Origin of the sequence: Desulfonema magnum (genome assembly GCF_017377395.1) — a bacterium.
Lineage (GTDB): Bacteria > Desulfobacterota > Desulfobacteria > Desulfobacterales > 4be13 > Desulfonema_C > Desulfonema_C magnum.
The window spans coordinates 6,877,630-6,896,674 of record NZ_CP061800.1; the positions used below are offsets into that span (position 1 = coordinate 6,877,630).

The window sequence follows — 19,045 nt, forward strand, 5'->3', positions numbered from 1 at the left end:
GGAAAAAAAATACAGATGCTTAAAACTTAACATGATATCCCTCTCACAATCTTTGCCCAGTTATCCCTGAGTCCGTCACCCAGCAGATTAAACGCCAGCACAGAAATCATGACAGCCATTCCCGGATATAGCGAAAGATGGAACGCACTGAGGATATAATCCTTTCCTTCCATGAGCAGCGTTCCCCATTCCGGATAAGGCGGCTGCACACCGAATCCCAGAAATCCCAGGGCAGATACCGCAAGTATGCCTTTTGCCACTCCGATAGTGCCGAGTCATCTTTTTCTCAGCAAAAAACAAGAAACAAATGATACAGTGTTATCGGCCTCCCGACCGTGATGGAATTCGGGGGACACAGTACTTATTTCCTATAATTCCCTGTCCCCCGAATTCCTGCTTAAACAAACTGTTGCCCGAGTACTTATCTGTCACAGAAGCTGTTCACCAGAATCCCACGGCCTTAAACGCTGGTAAATTTTGAGAAAATCCTGAATTGAGAATTATCTTGACACGATAGTTGTTGTGTAATAATTAAAATTATAACACGATAAAGGAAAATCGGATATCCTGGCGCACTGTCCCGAGTGCTTTCCGGGAACGGTGATCGCCAGAATATTTTTTCTCAGGAAGGCGCGACGAATATGGGCATACTCCGCTTTCCCGCCGGACAAAGGGAGGAGAAAAAATCAGATGCCGAAATCTGATTCTTTTTACAATAACAAATTGATTTTTTAGCTATTTATTTCTAACACGAATTACCAAAGAGCCCAAAAAATGTTAAAATTTACAAGAAACAGATGCATAAAAAAATCTTCCAGGCTCATATACAATTGCAGGATTAGCACCTGAGCCGGAAACAACATCCCACTCATATGAATTTGCCACTGCATAACGCCTGTCAAAAATATTTTCAACACCGACATTTAGTGTCAGCATTTTGTAATTCCAACCTCCTCTGAAATTAACCACGTCCCAGCCTGACAATGCCTTTTCGCCGGCATCAGTATCAATATTGTCAGCGTTTGCAGAGTGAATCCATTCTAATGTTCCAAAAAGCATCTGAGTGTCATAATGCAATGCAAGTTTTGTTTTAAGCGGCGGAACCTCGGCAAGATCATCATCATTATTATACTCAGGCTCGGAGTCTTTTTTGCCCCGTTGCCAGGCAGCAGCGGTTTCCACGGAAAAATCAGATATAATATCTGCAATCATTTTTACGTCAGCACCGCAGATATGGGCATCAATATTTGTCCAAGTTTGATGGGAATCAGCAGTCTGCTTCCCCTGCTGGTAAATATAGTCCTTAAGATCGCTGTAAAATCCCTTTGCACTGAAACTGAATCTTTGGCCTGTTAACCGGAACCCGAGATCAAATTCTCTGTTCTTTGTGGAATCCAAATCCGGATTTCCATGAAAATAGGGGCTGGGAGATTGAAGATAACGTTCAACAGCCGTCGGGGTGCGGATACTTTGACCAATCCCTCCGAAAAGAAACGAATTATCCGTCAGATAGTATTCAGCAGACAGATATCCGCTGAACAGATCATCATTATTTTTGTTGGTGGATGTTACTGCAATGCTTTGTTTGAGAGCCTCATCAGCTTCTGATTCAAACCGGTCATAACGAAAACCGGCGTTCAGCGACAACTTGTTATAATTCTTATACGCATTCAGGTATAAGCCGAAATCATAGCTGTTCACATCCGGAATAAGCTCGTCATCCATATTTACACCGGTGTCGTCCCTGTACATATCCCCCTTCCAGTTGTGTTTGTAGGCATCTGCCCCATAAGTAAACCGGGCAGATCCGGCAGACTTTTTATTCTCTATTTTTCCTCCGGTGATAGTTGATTTTACTTCATTATGACGATGAAAAGAAGGGGCACCTACAAGTTCCCGATACTTGTCAGAAGGTTCATGTTCGATCCTGTTTTGGTACAGAGAAAAGTTCAGCTCGTCTGAAAAATTTCCAAGACCGGTTATGGAATAACGGACCCGGCTCATATAAGTTTTTTCGGAATCAATATCCACTCCGGCTCTTGGTGTCATGATATCATCGGCTTCTCCATAAGCATATGAAAAAAGAATGGTCTGATTTTCTGTGGGAGTAAATTGCAATTTTCCCCACACATCATGTTTTTCAAATGCCTTCATGTTTTCCCCTTCGGCATTATAAGGGCGGCCAGCAGGAGCAGATTTATAAAGTCTGTTTCCATCTCCGTCTTCGTACTGATCGGATTCCGAATAATTATAGCCGATTAACCCCTGAACTTTTTCGGTGCCGCCGGTAGTGTGAAAAACGCTGCTTAAGAAATCATAGGTGCCCGCTTTTATAAGAATTTCACCCAAAAATTCTTTTTGCGGTTTTCTGGTCATAACATTAATGCTTCCCCCGAGAGCGCCTGCCTTTGTGACATCAAAGGGTCCCTGCCTGACTTCTATTTTATCAACAGTCAGCATATTGATATGCGAAAGGGACGGGTCTTTTCTGCTGCCGCAAGCGCCCTCAAGAACCCCGCCATCCACCAGCACTCTTAAATCGGATTTCCCAAATCCTCTCAGGGAGACCTCATTTCCGTATCCGCCTTTACGAATCATTGTTGCTTCTGTCATTTCGTTTGAAAGAATTTCAGCAAGATCAACCACCTTGTGGGTTCTAAGCGTTTTTGCTTTTATATTTTTTTCATCTGCCTCATTCTCAGCCGCAGCAGTTACCACGATAGTATCAAGGGTTATTGAGTCTGCACAGATCAATGCAGGGCTGGTGAAGATGAAGGAAAAAGTCCAAATAAGCACAAATAATAATCTTATTGCATAAGAAAATTTCATAATTCTATACTCCCCTTATTTATTCCGCGTATAATATATGGATCAATGGCTAAAAAATAAAGCTATTTTAAATAGTATCAAATAGTTAGCATAGGCATAGATAGAACGCGGTCCTTTTGTGTTAATTACCGGACGATAAGTTGGAACAGTCCGTAAAATGTTCTTAATCAGTTTTCCATTTTTGGAATAAACAAGGAGGCGCACGGGGCGGGATAAGTAAGTACCCGATCTGTTTTAAGAGAATAGATTCAAACAGGAGTTTGAATATCAGCAGCAATGCCAATGAAGGCAGGAACACACATAACTTTATTTTGCAAATGTGAACATGCTTTAAAAAAGAACATACAGGGCAGTTCCGGTCTGCCTTGTATTTGACATGCTTATTATGAGCAAAAGCCGGAGAGTGTTTGAAACCGGCAAGCGTTTTGCAGTGTAAGGACTGTTCGTCGTGACGGTGGAAAAAAGGATGAACAAAATGTATCCCTGTCGTGGAAAAAAGAAGCATTGACAAGGCAATGATACTAACTGCTCTGATAAAATATGTCGCTTTTGGGTGACTCATTGATTTTGTCTTATTTGTAAATTCTTAAAAGCGTTCCACCTTTGGGCAGTGTTTTGAAAATGGAGCCAAATTTCATAACTCTTTGAATCAATTTGGCAAATATCGGAACAAGTTCAGTTTCGGAACACCGCCATATTTTTTTTTAATGAGGACCTGATTGGCTGAAGTTGTTCAATTAGCCGGTATCAATTATAATTTCTGATTAAATAATAACAACAGGCTGCCAATTCCCTGAAAACTGCAAATATGTCCCGTAATTCATAATAATCGGCATGAGCGCATGTGACATTTTTTATGCCGAACCTGTGAAATGCCAATCTTGTCCGGGAGATATGATGATATTGGGTAATTATTACGACGGACTTCCAATTATTGGCATTCATATATTTTTTTACGTTTTTTTGAGGTGTTATAAATATTGACTCCGTTGCTGTCGGCAATGATGCGGTTTTCCGGCACTCCTCGTTTGCTCAGATATTTTTTCATTGTCAGAGCTTCGTCAATGCCTTCGACACCGGTTCCGCGGCTGACAATTATATTCCCGACCATCCGGTTTTTGTAAAGTTCATATGCTTTTGTCAGCCTGCCTTCCAGTCTCGGAGACAATGTGCCGTCAGAATTTACTTTGTTTTATTTCTATTGGAATGCTCATTTAAAGAGACCGAACCAGTTATTATACGGTTTTTTCGGCTGTCATACAGAATCGCATGTCAGCCGGAAAGCAGGCTTTATGCCAGTTTTCCGATATTCTTCTGATTTTAGTAAGATACAGGCAATGACGGTTGGCAGTTTTGCCTGACAGCAACGTGACACATATACCAGTCCGGGTCTGAGACCGCAAGAAAAAAGTTTGTCCGGGATTACAGACACCGGGCTGTGTCTCAGAGATATGGCAGATATAAAATTCGCAGGCAGGCCTGATCATGGGGAAACAGGATCAGTCTGCGGAGAGACAGAATTAACAGATTGAATTATGATCAAAAGCAATCAGAAGAAGGGCTTTTTCCTGCAACGATCAGGAGCAGTCACAGGATTGCTCTTAATCGTTACAGGCATAATATGACAGAAATGGAATCAGAAAGAAACAGACAGCGTGCCAAGCCAGTAACGACCTGCCCCCCGGTAATACTCGTAATATTCCTCATCAAAAAGATTATCCACGCCAACAGAAACTGAGACATGATCCGCAGGCTTAAAAGTGACTTTGGCATCAACAAGGTGGTAATCATCATCCGCACCGTATGTTTCCTCAGCCTTGTTTTTCTCATCATCATATCTGCTGTCGCAGTAGCGGTAATTCACCGCGGCTTCGAGATGTTTTCCGTAATAACCGAGCCACGCGCTCCACATATCTGTGGGGGTTTCATCCACCTCCCATCCCTTTTTGGACGCATTCTGAGTCTTGGTATATTCGGACCAGTTATAAGCATAAAAAAGTCCGGCCTTGAAATTATACGGAAGAAGCGCTTCCACAGCAGTTTCTATGCCTTTTACCTCTGCCTCTTCCGCATTCACATGCATTCTCTCTTTCAGGATTGTTCCGTCTTCCAGGGTTGTCGTCTTGTCCTCATTGACAATCATATCCTCAAAATAATTTTCAAAATACGTTGCCTTAAAACGGATTTTTCGTTCCAAAAATTCCCATTCTGTGCCGATTTCCCAGGACTGGTTGGTGGTAGGCCCGAGATCAGGGTTCGGATTTGAAACAGACAGGGTTCCCCCGCCTTCCCAGTAATAAACCGAAGTGCGATAATATAAAGACGGGGCTGTAAAGGCTTCGCCATAAGAGGCCCTGATACTTCCGTTTTCCGCGGGACGATACACAAGAGAGATTTTGGGGCTGAATTTTCCGTCATCCGTATCTTCGTATTCAATATGTTCGCCATCAATATTTGAATAATTCGCATCACTGCCCCACCAGTGGTCATACCTGCCGCCCAGATAAGCCGTCAGAAAGTCTGTGGGTGAATACTCCGCCTGAATAAAACTTCCGAAGGTATGGTTTACGCCTGATGTCGCTTCTCTGACAGAAACATCACTTTCTTTATCGTAACAATCTGAAAGGTTTTTATCCGTGACCGTGGCTTTTTCCCGGACCCCTGAGAGTCCCAGGGTAATCAGCGTCTTGTTGTCTGAGAAATGAAAGGTGGCCGTGATATCCGCCTGTGCAAGATAGTTGTCTTCCACCTTGTATCTGCTTTTGCTCACATAATGCGTGCCACTCTCCTTGTCATTAAAACCAAAAACAGCGGCAATATCCACCCGGTCAGGAACTGAATGATTAAAATGCAGGGTCTGTGCAATACACTCTTTTGTTTTCGGATCCGACGTAAAATTAAAAGGGGACAAGGTCAGTGCATATGTTTCTCCGGTATCCTGAATATATGCATCGCCTTCATACAGGGTTTTTCCTGAACTATCTCTGAGAAGACTTCTCCCGTCTCTCCAGCCATATTCAAATTCGCTGATATTCAGGCTGTACCAGAGTTTGGTGTCATAAGAAAACTCATAGCCGGTTTTGAAAAATACGCCATAATCCTCATACCAGTTATCTCCCTGATGACCAATTTTGTAACGTTCCTTGCCGTTACTCGGACTGATATCTTTTTCCCAGCCCGTAACCACCGGTATGGAAGGGTCAGCAGAATCCGTAACAGAAGTGAAGTTTTTGTAAGAAGGCGTGGTCTCATATCCGTCCGAAGTGCGGGATTTGAAACTAAAGGAGTAGAAAAAACCGTCCGCAAAAGGCCGGTCCGCGAATCTGAAGCTGTAAAAGCGGCTGTCCCAGTCTCCGTAAGAAGCGGATGCGTCAATCTCCATGCCGATGGGTATTGCTGTTGTATAATTGATGACCGCAGTTTGTGCGAGTGTGCCATAGAGCGCTGAAAACGGTCCCCTGACCACGTCTATGCGTTCCACATCCGGCATGGGAATGGAACCGGTATGGACATAATACCCGTAATCATGCCAGTTGACGCCGTCCACCTGAACCAGTGCCCTGTGTCCCCGCATCACAGGACGGGACCAGTAATCAGCCAGTCCTCTGTACGCACGGGGCCACACGCCTTCTGTGCGGGAAAGCGCCTTGTAAGGGTGTTCGGAAATAAAGGACTGAATCTCTTCATCTGTAATCACTGAAACGCTTCCCGGTGCATCAAGCGCCACTTTGGGGGTTTTGGTGGCAATCGCTGTTATAACAACGGTTTCTGCTCTGAGCCATTTGAATTCAGCGTCTATTTCCGCATCTCTCTCAGATATGAAAGGATTGTTCTGAGAAAATGCTTGTGTCGCATGAACGGCACATAAAATTACAATGAATTTGATGATAATTCTCATAAATACCTCTTTCTATTTATATGATAAAAGTGTTATGGTGGGGTGATGAAAATGTTTCCAAGGCTCTGAAAAAGCTGATCCCGTTTTTGTTCCCCTCATTTTTTAACTGCCTGATTTTTAAGTCATAAAAAATTTGCGGAATAAAAATGGGATCGCAATTGTCAGCCCGGTTTGTGACATTTTCATCACCCCAGTGTTATGGTAATCGGATTTTGGTTTTTCATGGCATGAAATTTGCGTAAAGCTTAATGACAAATCTTCATATGATAAGATGATTTGCAAAAAAGATTATACCATATGCGTTATGCAAAAAGCAAACAGAGTTTCTTTTGACATTTTCAGATGATTTGCTAAAATGAAATATTTTAACACATCTGATATCATTATGCAAAGGAATTCTGACTTATGAACATGCCCGCTCCTGAAAGCGACAAACATTCCCCGGACACCTCCCGCATTGAAGACCTGCGGATGGCCGCGTCAAAAATGTCGGGAGCGGAACGGCGGTCATTTCAGGCGGCAATATCCCTGAAATATTGCAATGGTGTCCCCCGTCAGACGGAGAGGATGTTTGGCCGGAGCCGTGATTCCGTTGAACCGGGGCTTCATGAAAAACGCACCGGCATAACCTGTCCGGGTGCGCGGAAAGCCTGTCGCGGCAACAAACTCTGGGAAGAAAAGCATCCGGATGCGGCCGCGGTCCTGTGGAAGCCGGCGGAGTCACAAGGCCGGCAGGACCCGATTTTCCGCACCGCGTTGTCATTCACCGGACTGACGGCGGCGGAAGCTCTGAGGCGGCTGAGAAACCGGGGCCTCACGGAAGACAAGCCGCCGTCACCCGGAACAATGGCGGATGCTCTCAGCCGCAACGGCTGCCGGCTGCGCCCGGTGATCAAAGCCGGACCTCAAAAAAAATTCCGGAGACAGACGCGATTTTCGCCAACATCAGAGAAAAGGACGGACAAGGGGCCGGAGGAGGGATCATGCGTATAAGCATGGACTGCAAGGCGACAGCGAAAATCGGCGAATATTCCCGCGGAGGCAAAACCCGTGGCGACAACAGCGCGGCCGACCACGACATGGGCCGCAGGGAAAAACACACTCCGTTCGGGATGGCGAATGAGGACGACGGACGGTTGCACATGATCCTTGGCAGTTCTGCCAGGACAGGCGACTTCATAACGGACAGTCTGTATGAGTGACGGAGCTGCATTCCGGCAGAGGGACGCCATGCTGTCCCCCTTCTTCAGGTCAGGGCTGACAACGGCCCGGAAAGTAACGGACGGCGAACTCAGCCTCTCAGGCGGATCGTGGAATTCACAGATTATGTCGCAAAGCCTGTCCGACTCCCTTACCATCCGCCATATCACAGCAAACACAACCCTGCGGAGCGGTGCCGGGGAATATTGGAAAAACATTGGAACGGAGCCAGGCTGACGGATGCGGATATCATGCCTGAATGGGGCGGAGAGTATGAAATGGAAAGGCGTCAGTCCTGTTGTGAGACTCAACCACAAAGTTTGTCATAAAGGTGTTTCGGTGTCCAAAAAGGCCATGTGGAAGGTGGAAGCCAGGTCGGAGCGAAACCCCCTGTTAGCCAAATGGGATATCCTGATCAGACCTGTCTGACGGATGGTATTATTTTTTCAGCAAATCGCCTAAATATTATTTAGTCTTTTTGAACCTTGAAATTTGTGTAAAAGTCATACAAAATCTTCGGGCATGAAAGGAGACGGATTATGACGAAAAAAAACAGCCGGAATCCGAACCTCGGAAATCACATTTTTTTGCAGGACGGGGTTTGCAACCCCGTCCTGCAATCTTAGTGCTTAATTCCATAAATAATGTCCGGGTTGCGGCGCAATTTTTCAAACTGTGCCTGAACAGACTGCGAATCTGTTCCGCATGACTCAGCCCGCGACCGCGCAAAATCAGGTGAATTATATCTGCCACCGGGGCGCAAAGGCACGAAGTCTCTTTGTGTTTTCTTCGTGTCTCTGTGTCTTTGCGGCGAAGGCGGCAGGTCGGATCACATAAGATCACTGTTCATTCCGCCCGGACATTATTTATGGGATTCAGCACTTAGCCTGATGCATATGGGTTTGCAACCCCGTCCGAAACCTTCCTACGCTGTGATCACAAAATGTTATGCTTATTATAAAATCTTTTCTGATTATAACGGATTTAGGGGATGGCACAACATCCTGAAATTATTAAATGGCAAAACGGAAAATCTGCCCGTCCCGGGGTTCTGAGAACCGGAAATCCGGGACATCTGTCTCTTCGGAAACCGCCGTTTTCCGGGAATGTCCGCACGAAGCCATATAAAAATAGGAGGTTGCGGACTGCATGCTGAAATCGGGGCCTCCCCTAAATCCGTTATAATCAGAATCTTTTTTTCATCCTGATTCACTCTTACACTGTTTCCGCTCCTTCCTTGTTTCCGCGTCCTGCGGTGAGGACAAGAGGCTTTTGTTTGTCAAAATAAAAATAAACCACTATGCCCGCCGCTATTGTCAATAATCCGTACAAAGAGGTGAGAGGTCTGCACTTGACAGAATAAAAAATAATCCACAGATTTCCCAGTATGAACAATAAGGGAGTCACCGGATAGCCAAAGGTTTTGTATGTCTTTTCCGGCCTGACAGATGATTCTCTTCTCCTGATGATGACCATTCCCACCACAGTCATCATGGTGAATAATGAAAGGGTAAAGCCGATATATAGAAGCAGTTTGTCAAATGATGAGGTGAGGACCAGAAGAATGGCAATACCCGCTTGTAAAAAAATGGAATACGCAGGGGTTTTGTGAATTTTGTTCACCTTGGCGAAAAGCTCAAAAAAAACTCTGTCTTTTGACATGGCATAATAGACCCTCGGACCGGTCATAATCATGGCACTTAAAGCAGACAATATGCCAATGGCAATGGCTCCGCTGAAATATTTGCTGATATCCTTTCCAAACAGGGAAACAGCGGATTTTGCCCCGACCCCGAGGACACCGCTCATCTCCTGGGTCCCGAGTGCGTAAATATACACAAAGTTGAGAATCAGATAAAGACATATGACCAAAAAGGTTCCGGTAAAAAGCGCAAGCGGAATATTTCTGCCCGGATTGATGATCTCACCTCCGAGATAAGCTGCCGCGTTCCATCCGCTGTAGGCAAAAGAGACAAATATCAGGGATATGGCAAACTTGTCTTGAAACACCGAACTTACGATGCCCGATCCTTGGGAGAAATTGTTTAACGAGCCATTCCCCAGGCACAGACCGGCTATGATAAAAACAAGGAGCAGTGCTATTTTAAACAGAGTCAGTCCGTTCTGCACCTTGGTACCGACCAGCAGGCTGTGGTAGTGGACCAGCGAAAGGATAATGATCACACCGGAAGCCAGCAACGTGACTGGCGATATAGTAATAAGGCTGATGCCTGAGACAGATAAGGTCACCGCCAAATCACTCGGAACCGGAAACATGCTGAAGGAATATGTGGCAAAGGCTACGGCAGCCGCTGCAATCGGGGCGGAAAATCCTACGATCAGAGAAATCCAGCCTGAAAGAAATCCCATACATTTGCCGAAACTTTCCCGTAAAAACACATATTCCCCGCCTGCTTTCGGAAACATCGCACCAAGTTCGCCGTAACAAAGCGCACCGCACAGTGCGAAGATGCCTCCGACAAACCAGCACAGAAGCATGGCATGAGGGTTTTCCAATTCCTGCATAATAAAGCCGGAAGTTGTAAATATCCCGGTTCCTATCATGTTGGCAATGACCAGAATAGTTGCAGAGAAAAAACCGATTTCTCTGTTCAGAACATTGTTGTTGAGTTTGTTTTTCATAATTTTTTATAAGCCTTCATTCGTCAGAACAGACATTATCAGAAATAAGCAGCCAGACTCCGAAGTAATATTCTGTTTACGGAGCCTCCTGCCAAACTGCAAGTTTGGCACTGCGGATTTCGGGTCTGACATTCCCTGTTTCCAATTTTGGCAGCAACTTTTTCTTATTTCCAATAGGGCCTGATGTCCAATCGAATTCACGGCAGAAGTGTTTAGCCAAATCCTTTCTGATTACTGAATTCTGACACCTGAGCCGTCAGACTGTTTTTCTTTTCCATAAAAATATCACAAAAAAAATGTTGAAAATCAGGCTCAGTCCTAAAACACTTTTCAGAAGCGTTGACAATGTTCCCTTGTTCCCGAGTTCAGCATGAGAACTGGGGAAATTCTTCTCAGCTTCTGTTTCAGCAGATTTTTCTTCACGGACTTCAACCGCGGCCTGCGCTTTATGCCCCATCCCGTCATTGGCTTCGATGCGCCAGGTTCCGTTCTTATCAGGATAAAAACCAAATCTTCCGCTCCGGTCGGTTCTGCCGTTCTGATATTCTGTTTTATCATCTCCGGGACCGAAAACAAGAATGCTGGCATAACTCATTGCCTCACCATCAGAATAGTAAAACTCCGCAGTTACGGCTTTGTTATCGCTGAGTATGCGGCAGCCAGTGCCGTGGGCTGCGACAGGCTGGGGACAAAGCCATCGGATAAACGTAAAAAATCCGCAAAACAAAGCATACACAATTAGTTTTTTCATTTTTTTCTCCTTTTAGTTTTTATCGAAAATTTTCCTCCGGTCAAAATCATGCCAATACTTTATGGACAGCTTGCGAATATGGGCAAAGTAGTCAGGATTCAGTCCGCCATATTGCTTTAGAGCGGACTGAATGTCTGATTTTATTTTCGCGACGATTTCGTCTTTTATTTTCAAAGTAATTTTCTGATCTTTATAAACAAAGGTGGCCGCGGGACGAGAATTGTTCTCAGATATTCTGACCGCGCCTCGTCCCGGACCTGCACTGCTAGATACCCGTAACCCGTCATTCATGCAACTGAGCGGCGGCTTATTTCCTATATGACTTGCAATGTATGGTTTCCTCATTCACTGTGATTTCCTTGACACTTATGAATTTTTCCGCATGATACTTTGTCCGTTCCTTGTAACGAAGAACAGCGATTTCTCGGGAAGCCAGCCCGCGCGCCAGATCGCGGAACGGCTTGTTTGGTCCGATGGTTTCGTCACGGTCATGAGGGCCGGAACCATGCATAAGTATGACTGATCTGTAGGGACCTTTGCCTGAAGGAAGCAGCAACGTTCCCGGCAGGCTCCATTCGCCTTTTCCAATTATTTATTACTTCTTTTTTTTTCTTGGAATTGCTGTTCGGAACAGTATCTGATAGCACTCCTGATATATCTGTGAGCAGTATGACAAAACACATTCCGATACAGATGAAAAATCTTCTGTTTATGAACGCCATATGTTTTCCCATAAATTTTTCTAATAAATAATGGATGAAGGTTGAAAATCGTTTTCTGATTATATCTACAATGAAAGACTTTAGCCATTTTTTCAAGTGAAATAGGGCTGCGATTTTAATTAAGAATAATATCAAATAGTTATAAGTATTTTAACTAATTAAAAATCGTTATGTAATAACTTGATTTTATTCTATTTTATGTTAAAAAACTGAAAATAACGCTTATTTTTTTAATATTTTAGTATGTTACAGCTAAATATTGTTACAGGGTTGAATAGAGCCAATAAAATCGATCAGGCTCAAAAAATTTGATTATCGAATATTACTCGACAGCCGTAAGTTCTCATAACCTCCTGAAATTAATAGTCTCGACATTTTCCGAGGCGGCATATGCCCATATGCATCAGGCTAAGATCGTAACTCATTGTTTTTATTAACCCGTGATCTGCCGGACGGGGTTTGCAACCCCGTCCGAAATATTTTCCGACCCCCGAAAACAAACGTTTCGGACGGGGTTGCAAACCCCGTCCGGCAGTCTTAGCCTGATGCATATGGGCATATGCCGCCCTGTGATTTCAAAAGGTTACGAAACAACTTCTGACTTTGAATTTTGAACTTTTCACTGTTGAGGAATATTAGAGCGCAGAATGGGGTCTTTAATGTCGCTCCTTATAACTCCGACAAGTTTTAAAACAATTTCCGGAAAATTAATTTTTATCTGATTGTAATTAATTCTTATTAATTTTTATTACAGTATGTTATTGATCGTTTTTCATATCTTTCCGAATATATAAAAAAGCCATGCAGACAATTTCGGAATTCTTTCCGAAAAACAGCCTGCATGGCTTTGTTTAGACAGACAATCAGGTAGTGAAAAACGCCCCTGATATATACCGCTTCCTCTGGTAAACTAAAAAATTTCTATCTAATCTTAAAGTGAAAAAATGTCAAGTCTTATTTTTTTGTTTCAGATATTCTGAACAGCTTAATAACGAAGTTATATCCGTGACCCACCTCCTTGAACAAGCCCATAAGATAACAACTAACATAAATCAGAATGACATCAGGTTCGAGGCTCCTTATCTTTATTTTTCTTATTTCCAGGATATTTTTCTCATCAGGCAATTGGTCGGTGCATCCATATAAGTACCCGATCAAAAGTTTCTTTATATATCTTTTTTTTTGCGAACAGCGGAGAAACCCGGCTTTTTCCGTAACAGGCCGCGGATCCTTCCGGTAAAAAAAGCCGGGTTTCTTCCCCGGGAAGATATCGGAAACTTATGGTTAGGTACTTATAAGACGCCAAAAAAGAGAATTATCAATATGCCTGTTATCTTTTTTCTTTTACGCACTTTCGTCTCCAAATGATTTAAAACTTCAGACTCAGACTGACACCGTATGTCTGATCTGTCGCGGGATAGCCGCTCAGGTTTTCATAGTCTTCATCAAACAGATTGTTGGTATAAAGTTTTAGGATGCCATTGTTTAAAAAACCCCATTTTTTAAAAAGGGTCTGCTGAACAGCCAGGTCAAAAACATGATAAGCGTCCGTGGAGATTTCAGTAAAGCGCCATTCATCCTGCCCGATCTCTTCTGATTTTTGAATGATCTGCTCATCCTCATATTTATAATCAAGAAGCAGCAGGGTGTTTTCAAATAAATGATAACGCAGTCCCGCGCTGACCCTGTTTTCGGGCTGATTGTCCAGTTCTGTTTCTCCGGCAGGCTCGTCTCCCTGGTTTTCAAATGTCTGGTAAGCATAACCGAGGTAAAAAGAAAGGTCATCGGTGAGATGTCCGCTCAACTGTATTTCCAGCCCATGTCGGATGACCTTGTCCAGATTGATAAGCCAGTCTTTGTATTCCATACCGGGTGGCACTGAATTGCCGCTGCCTGGTGTGTATTTCGCATAGTCCCAGTTATGGGCGATATAGTCCTTTATTTCATAATAGGCATAGTTTGCTTTCAGTTGAATATCATCTGACACTCTTCGTGACAGAACCAGATCGCAGCCTATGCCGTGTTCGGGTTCTGTCCATGCGCCCGCGGGCATTCCCCTGGGATTATAGTCGCCATGCCAGTCAGGCGCCTTCCATATTCTGCTGATACCCAGGGATACGGATGTGTCCCGGAGACCCGCGGCAATATCATCCAGTTCATAAGTGAGAAACGATTTGGGAGACCATTCGCCCCAGCTGCGTTCAATCCATTCGGGCCTTCCGCTGATGTAGATATCTCCGTTTGATTTTGTATTATCAACCCATATGCTCACATCTTCGTACCGTATGCCGGCGGTCAGGGTCAGCCGGGGGATGATGCGCCAGCGGTGCTGGACAAAGCCGGACATGATTTCAATTCGTTTCTGATCTGTTCTGCCATCCCCGTCAAAGTACTGCCCCAGATCCGCTCCGATGGTCATCACATGGTTATCTGAAAATCTGATTTCATCCTGAAGCTTTCCGCCCTGCTGATACCACTCCGTCTCCCAGGAGGCATCATAAATCCCTTGTGAATTTTTTCTGAAATAAATTTTTTCCCAGTTTTCCTCACTGTAATATGCATTCAGATCCCATATACCGATTGGACTCGGCTGATGGTAAGTGAAGCGGTAGGAACTGGCGGATTCATCCCATTCAGGCTTCTGCCATTCCTCATAAGAAGAAGTCTTTACCACAGGATGCCCGTCATCATAATTGGCATCCGGATCATTTCTGATGGGAATCTCACGTTCTGCCCGGGTATGAGATGTTGTCAGCGTGAGATAGCCGTCTGAAGAAAGAATATAGCCGATGCGGCCGAAAACGGTGTCAATGTCCGAGGCGGCATTCCGCAGATAGCCGTCCGTGGCATATTTTTGAAAGCCCGCGTCATAGATAAAATTGCCTGCCCCGCCTTGCAGGCTGATGCTGTGGTTATGCGTGTCGTAGGATTTGAAGCTGGCGGAAAGGGCCATGTCCGGTTTTGATGTGTCATATTTTTGGGGGGCTTTGGTGACCAGATTGACCACTCCGCCGATGCTTTTGCCCGGATAAAGGGCTGAATGCGGTCCGGGCAGAATCTCCACTTTTTCGATCAGAAATGGCGGAAGCAGAGAATAATCCACAATATGATAGGTATTACGACCTCCGCTCTTGCGAAGGGTTGAGCCGTCCATGGCGGTGTCAAAGCGATTGCTGCCGAATCCCCGCATAAAGATGGTATCATCGCCATCCACCAGATCCCCGGGCACCAGGTCGGTGGCTCCCCGAAAGTCAATAACGGGCTGATTCCTGATAATGTCGCAGATGTTCTGCGGCGTTCCGACAGTCTGATAGGTCTCAACATCAATCGTTGTTTTTTCAGGAGTGTGGGTAACATCCTCATCCATTCTGTCCGCGGTGACCACCACTTCGTCAAGTCTTTGCACCTTTTTTTCTTCTGCGCCTGCCATACCTGTCAGAAACAGACACAGTCCTGCAAAAACCTTGATTATTATCCTGTTCTGCTTTTTCCAAACTTCTTTCATTTCAATCCTCTTTCCGCAACTGGTGTTTTTTCAAATAAAAAAAGCCACGAAGGATTCCCTTGTTTTTCAAAAGAGAAAACCTTCGTGGCTTATTGTCAGACCTTACTGCTGATTTTTAAAAAAAAATTATTTAGGCAACTTCAGTCACCTGATTAAAAAAATGAGAATATAATCATTCAAAACATCTTGTCTTTTGCTTAAAGCATTTTTTTTTTATGAGGGCCGCACAAACTCATTGACGGCCGGGCCATGACCCTTTAAAATCTGTAGGTCAATGTCGCACCAAGCGTCCTGGGCGGGCCGTCAAATCCCACATGGCTGTTTTTGTCAAACGGAGCCACATAGGTGAGGTATTCCTCGTCAAAAAGATTCTCCGCCCACAGATAGAAATCAAAAGATTCCTTCTCATATCCCAAACGAAGATTCACGGTCTGATAAGCATCCTGTTCGGACAGATTCCCAATGTCGCCGTAATACCGATCTGTTCCCAACAGATCCGCACGGCATAAAAGACCGTTCGCACTGCGATATTGGATTCCCAAGTTATAGGTGTATTCAGGGGCATATGGAAGATATTTGTCTTCATAGTCATTTTCAATCAGCGCCGTATGCGTATCATTCCATTCTGTGGCCTTGAACTCGTCAAATTTTGCCTGGGTGTAACCAAAGCCCGCAACGATCTCCAATCCCTGAACCGGCATTGTTCTGACCTGAAATTCGACTCCCTGAGAATGTGCATTTGCCGCATTCGTAACCGTGTTTGAAGATGTGTCCGCGTCAAACTCCGTCACTTGTTTGTCTTCAATATCCGTATAAAAAACCGACAGATTGGCGATGAGTTTGCCTTTGAGACATGTTGTTTTTATTCCCAATTCATAATTCCATGTATATTCAGAATCATAGTCAAAGGTCTCTGAGGTGGGATTCATCAGCCAGTTATACCCGCCGACGAGATACCCTTTGGACGCGGATGTGTAAACCATAAAATCTTTGGAAAGATCATAGGCAATGGAAAATTTGGGCAAGTACTCATCATAGGTCAGGTCCTGGCTGCAATGTCTTCCCTTGATGTCATCCCGGAGGTCCCCTTCCAGGTCCTGATGATCAAAACGCAACCCCGCGGTCAGATGTAAGTCTTCAAAGAGTGTGTAAGTCCCCTGTCCGAAAAACGCGTAACCATCGGTGTCCATATTTGCAATGGGATGCTTTCCGGTGATTCCTTTTGAAACAATGTCGTATTTGTAATTAAACTCTGTTTCTTCCATGAATCCGTACACACCCGCGAGCCATTCAAATGCACCTTTCTGAGCAGATGACATACGAAATTCCTGGCTGTATTGCCGCTCCCTGATCTTAAAGGTATTTACTTTCCGATCTCCCGGGTCATCCCACAAATCCGTATCAGCCAGCTTGTCAAGTGTCTGGTAAAGTGCCCCGGAAACAGAGAGCAAATGAAACATGCTGCCTTCATATTTGATGCGTAAGCCCTGACTGTTCCCATCTTCTTTATAGTATTCATCTTCATCCTTGCGGACCTCAAAGGGATTGCTGGCATGAGGACCGCTTATAAGTCTGTATCCGCCAATATGATTATCCGCATTCATAACATCTGCTGTCAAAGATATGTCCCATGCATCTCCGGGTGTCCAGCGCAGGGCGGTCCGTGCGTTTACTTGCTCCGAATCAGCGACCTGGTCATTGCCGTCAGAGAGATTTTCAGCATAACCGTCTGAAATTTTATATTGAAACGCGGCTCCCACAAACAGCGTGTCACTGACCAAAGGGCCGCTGATGTTTGCACCGGATCGGAAGGTGTCATCGCTTCCGTATTCGCCGAAAACCTTGCTTCGGAATTGATTGTCAGGCTGCCGGGTGATAATGTTGATCACACCGGATTCTGTATTTCTTCCATATAATGTCCCCTGGGGACCTTTCAGAACCTCTGCTCGTTCTATGTCAAACAACATGGTATTCTGCATGTAGTGCAGCGGATAGCTTACGTCATCCACATATAGACCCGCGGGAGAATGCGTGGATGCTCTGAAAGACGGAATCCCCCGGATCACAATAACATGTTCCGTATAGTTTTGTTTCATGTGTACATTCGGGGAAAACCTCGTCAGATCAAGGACATCCTCAATTTTTGCATCTTCGATTCGGATATCGGAAAAAACATCCACGCTGACCGGCACTTTCTGAGGATTTTCTTCTTTTTTCTGGGCAGTGACGGTTATAGTTTCCAGTTGATGGATATCCTTTTGCTTATCATCAGACCCGCTGTATGCGCTCCGACAGAATACCGCCGAAATTATAAGCACAATAAAGACCTTAATATGGATTCGCATCATTTTGTTTTTTTGTTCCTTTCCTGATAAGATTGTCAAAAAAATTTTATCAGATGGCAGTTTTACAATAAACTCCCTGTAAATATTCGTATTTACAATATTAACAGATGGCTATCATTGACGTTTGTAAAAAAAATCCCCGAGTCTGATAATCAGATTCGGGGATACCGTGTTTAATCCGCGTTTATTTATCTTATCCTCATACTCCTCAACAATCCGCGAAGGAGCGATGATATTCTTATCATGCAGTCAGGTCTTCTGGCTTCCGGTTCTTCCTAATTGCCGCGCCTTCCCGCCTTTGCAGACAGTGGCATATTTGCAGCTTTCGTCCCCGGTCACAGCGGCGGGCCCGCGACGGATTCTCACCGTCTTCCCTTAAAGCGATGATCGCTTTAACTGCATGTCATATAGTGTCATCAGATCAAAAGCTTCTGAATATCCGATTTTTTTCCGATCTGATGAAAGCTACAGGGATTTGTTTGACAATGACTTCATATCATTACTAAAAATTCTCACATCCTGACAGATCGGGTGAAATTTTTTCGATCTGCTGATCATTTGACGGCAAACTCAATATAATAATTGAAGCCAAGATCAGTCAGTTTTATCTTTTCAAAGCCTTGCGGCATGACAGCCTCCTCAATTTCTTCCGCGGACAAACGCATATATTCCGGGGGTCCGAAAGACAAATCTTTTTTGCTGCATTCGATAACCGCGAAACGGCCCGACGGTCTGAGGATACGCCTGACTTCGGTGATCACCTTGCCCATGTTCCGGGTTACCGGGGGGATGTGAAGCACCGTGGCAATAAGACAGACATCTGCCTGGTTATCTGCAAGTGGCAGTGGTTCTGTGATATCCGCCACCATTGGTCGGATGTTCTTTATGCCCAGATACGCGGCCTCTTTTTTCAAGGCTTCAATCATGCTTTCCGAAGCATCCAGCGCATATACGGTTCCCGACACATCCACCTGCTTTGCGGCCCGGATGCTATAGTCACCGGGTCCGCAGCCCAGATCAAGAAAAGACTCTCCCTCTTTAAGGGCAAGCGCATCAAAGACAATCTCCGGGTCCTGCATCTGGAAGCTGCTCCGCCGCTTTTTCTGACCGTGTCCATGGCAACTTTTATTTTCCTCATTCAATCGCCTCACC

General features: G+C 44.7%; 13 protein-coding genes, 1 pseudogene and 1 riboswitch. Of the genes and pseudogenes, 3 read left to right on the plus strand and 11 right to left on the minus strand.

Features of this window, described 5'->3' with window-relative positions:
* Positions 1 to 26: 26 nt before the first annotated feature.
* From dnm_RS26320 to dnm_RS26335, 4 genes are all read right to left on the minus strand, one after another.
* Entirely contained in the window at positions 27 to 260 is a 234-nt protein-coding gene (locus dnm_RS26320) for a hypothetical protein (RefSeq protein ID WP_207679860.1), read from the minus strand.
* 517 nt (positions 261 to 777) lie between these two features.
* Positions 778 to 2,829, minus strand: a complete 2,052-nt coding sequence (locus tag dnm_RS26325) for a TonB-dependent receptor (protein ID WP_207679861.1) — start codon at positions 2,827 to 2,829, stop codon at positions 778 to 780.
* A gap of 931 nt (positions 2,830 to 3,760) precedes the next feature.
* Positions 3,761 to 3,997 (minus strand): YdcF family protein, encoded by a 237-nt coding sequence (locus tag dnm_RS26330; RefSeq protein WP_207679862.1) that lies wholly within the window; start codon positions 3,995 to 3,997, stop codon positions 3,761 to 3,763.
* A 468-nt stretch (positions 3,998 to 4,465) separates the two neighbouring features.
* Positions 4,466 to 6,727, minus strand: a complete 2,262-nt coding sequence (locus dnm_RS26335) for a TonB-dependent receptor (protein ID WP_207679863.1) — start codon at positions 6,725 to 6,727, stop codon at positions 4,466 to 4,468.
* A gap of 405 nt (positions 6,728 to 7,132) precedes the next feature.
* Here dnm_RS26335 and dnm_RS31040 point away from each other — a divergent pair, with 405 nt between their 5' ends.
* From dnm_RS31040 to dnm_RS26350, 3 genes and pseudogenes are all read left to right on the plus strand, one after another.
* Positions 7,133 to 7,720, plus strand: a complete 588-nt coding sequence (locus tag dnm_RS31040; protein ID WP_246556415.1) for a hypothetical protein — start codon at positions 7,133 to 7,135, stop codon at positions 7,718 to 7,720.
* Positions 7,672 to 8,256 (plus strand): annotated as a pseudogene (locus dnm_RS31045) (ISAzo13-like element transposase-related protein). The gene dnm_RS31040 and the pseudogene dnm_RS31045 overlap by 49 nt, the downstream one beginning before the upstream one ends.
* Positions 8,201 to 8,356 (plus strand): hypothetical protein, encoded by a 156-nt coding sequence (locus tag dnm_RS26350; RefSeq protein ID WP_207679865.1) that lies wholly within the window; start codon positions 8,201 to 8,203, stop codon positions 8,354 to 8,356. The pseudogene dnm_RS31045 and the gene dnm_RS26350 overlap by 56 nt, the downstream one beginning before the upstream one ends.
* Positions 8,357 to 9,142: 786 nt before the next feature.
* Here the strand turns inward: dnm_RS26350 and dnm_RS26355 are convergent.
* The 7 genes from dnm_RS26355 to dnm_RS26385 form a co-directional block, all read right to left on the minus strand.
* A complete protein-coding gene (locus tag dnm_RS26355) occupies positions 9,143 to 10,570 on the minus strand; it encodes an APC family permease (RefSeq protein ID WP_207679866.1) in 1,428 nt (475 codons plus the stop codon).
* A gap of 256 nt (positions 10,571 to 10,826) precedes the next feature.
* The gene (locus dnm_RS26360) at positions 10,827 to 11,321 is read right to left on the minus strand and encodes a hypothetical protein (RefSeq protein WP_207679867.1); all 495 of its coding nucleotides are present in this window, start codon (positions 11,319 to 11,321) and stop codon (positions 10,827 to 10,829) included.
* A 12-nt stretch (positions 11,322 to 11,333) separates the two neighbouring features.
* Positions 11,334 to 11,666: a hypothetical protein gene (locus tag dnm_RS26365; RefSeq protein ID WP_207679868.1), complete on the minus strand. Its 333-nt coding sequence runs from the start codon at positions 11,664 to 11,666 to the stop codon at positions 11,334 to 11,336.
* Positions 11,629 to 11,877: a hypothetical protein gene (locus tag dnm_RS26370; protein WP_207679869.1), complete on the minus strand. Its 249-nt coding sequence runs from the start codon at positions 11,875 to 11,877 to the stop codon at positions 11,629 to 11,631. The genes dnm_RS26365 and dnm_RS26370 overlap by 38 nt, the downstream gene beginning before the upstream one ends.
* 1,535 nt (positions 11,878 to 13,412) lie before the next feature.
* The gene (locus dnm_RS26375) at positions 13,413 to 15,548 is read right to left on the minus strand and encodes a TonB-dependent receptor, FCYXU motif-type (protein WP_207679870.1); all 2,136 of its coding nucleotides are present in this window, start codon (positions 15,546 to 15,548) and stop codon (positions 13,413 to 13,415) included.
* 257 nt (positions 15,549 to 15,805) lie between these two features.
* Positions 15,806 to 17,896, minus strand: coding sequence for a TonB-dependent receptor (locus dnm_RS26380; protein ID WP_207679871.1), 2,091 nt, complete (start codon positions 17,894 to 17,896; stop codon positions 15,806 to 15,808).
* Between the two features lie 228 nt (positions 17,897 to 18,124).
* A riboswitch (cobalamin riboswitch) is annotated at positions 18,125 to 18,308 on the minus strand.
* Positions 18,309 to 18,447: 139 nt separating this feature from the next.
* Entirely contained in the window at positions 18,448 to 19,035 is a 588-nt protein-coding gene (locus dnm_RS26385; RefSeq protein WP_207679872.1) for a class I SAM-dependent methyltransferase, read from the minus strand.
* Positions 19,036 to 19,045: the final 10 nt, after the last annotated feature.

Bases quoted from the DNA above. Each gene is read 5' to 3' on its own strand.
- dnm_RS26325 (WP_207679861.1), bottom strand. From the start codon at position 2,829: ATGAAATTTTCTTATGCAATAAGATTATTATTTGTGCTTATTTGGACT.
- dnm_RS26365 (WP_207679868.1), bottom strand. From the start codon at position 11,666: ATGAGGAAACCATACATTGCAAGTCATATAGGAAATAAGCCGCCGCTC.
- dnm_RS26355 (WP_207679866.1), bottom strand. From the start codon at position 10,570: ATGAAAAACAAACTCAACAACAATGTTCTGAACAGAGAAATCGGTTTT.
- dnm_RS26335 (WP_207679863.1), bottom strand. From the start codon at position 6,727: ATGAGAATTATCATCAAATTCATTGTAATTTTATGTGCCGTTCATGCG.
- dnm_RS26375 (WP_207679870.1), bottom strand. From the start codon at position 15,548: ATGAAAGAAGTTTGGAAAAAGCAGAACAGGATAATAATCAAGGTTTTT.
- dnm_RS26360 (WP_207679867.1), bottom strand. From the start codon at position 11,321: ATGAAAAAACTAATTGTGTATGCTTTGTTTTGCGGATTTTTTACGTTT.
- dnm_RS31040 (WP_246556415.1), top strand. From the start codon at position 7,133: ATGAACATGCCCGCTCCTGAAAGCGACAAACATTCCCCGGACACCTCC.
- dnm_RS26350 (WP_207679865.1), top strand. From the start codon at position 8,201: ATGAAATGGAAAGGCGTCAGTCCTGTTGTGAGACTCAACCACAAAGTT.
- dnm_RS26380 (WP_207679871.1), bottom strand. From the start codon at position 17,896: ATGATGCGAATCCATATTAAGGTCTTTATTGTGCTTATAATTTCGGCG.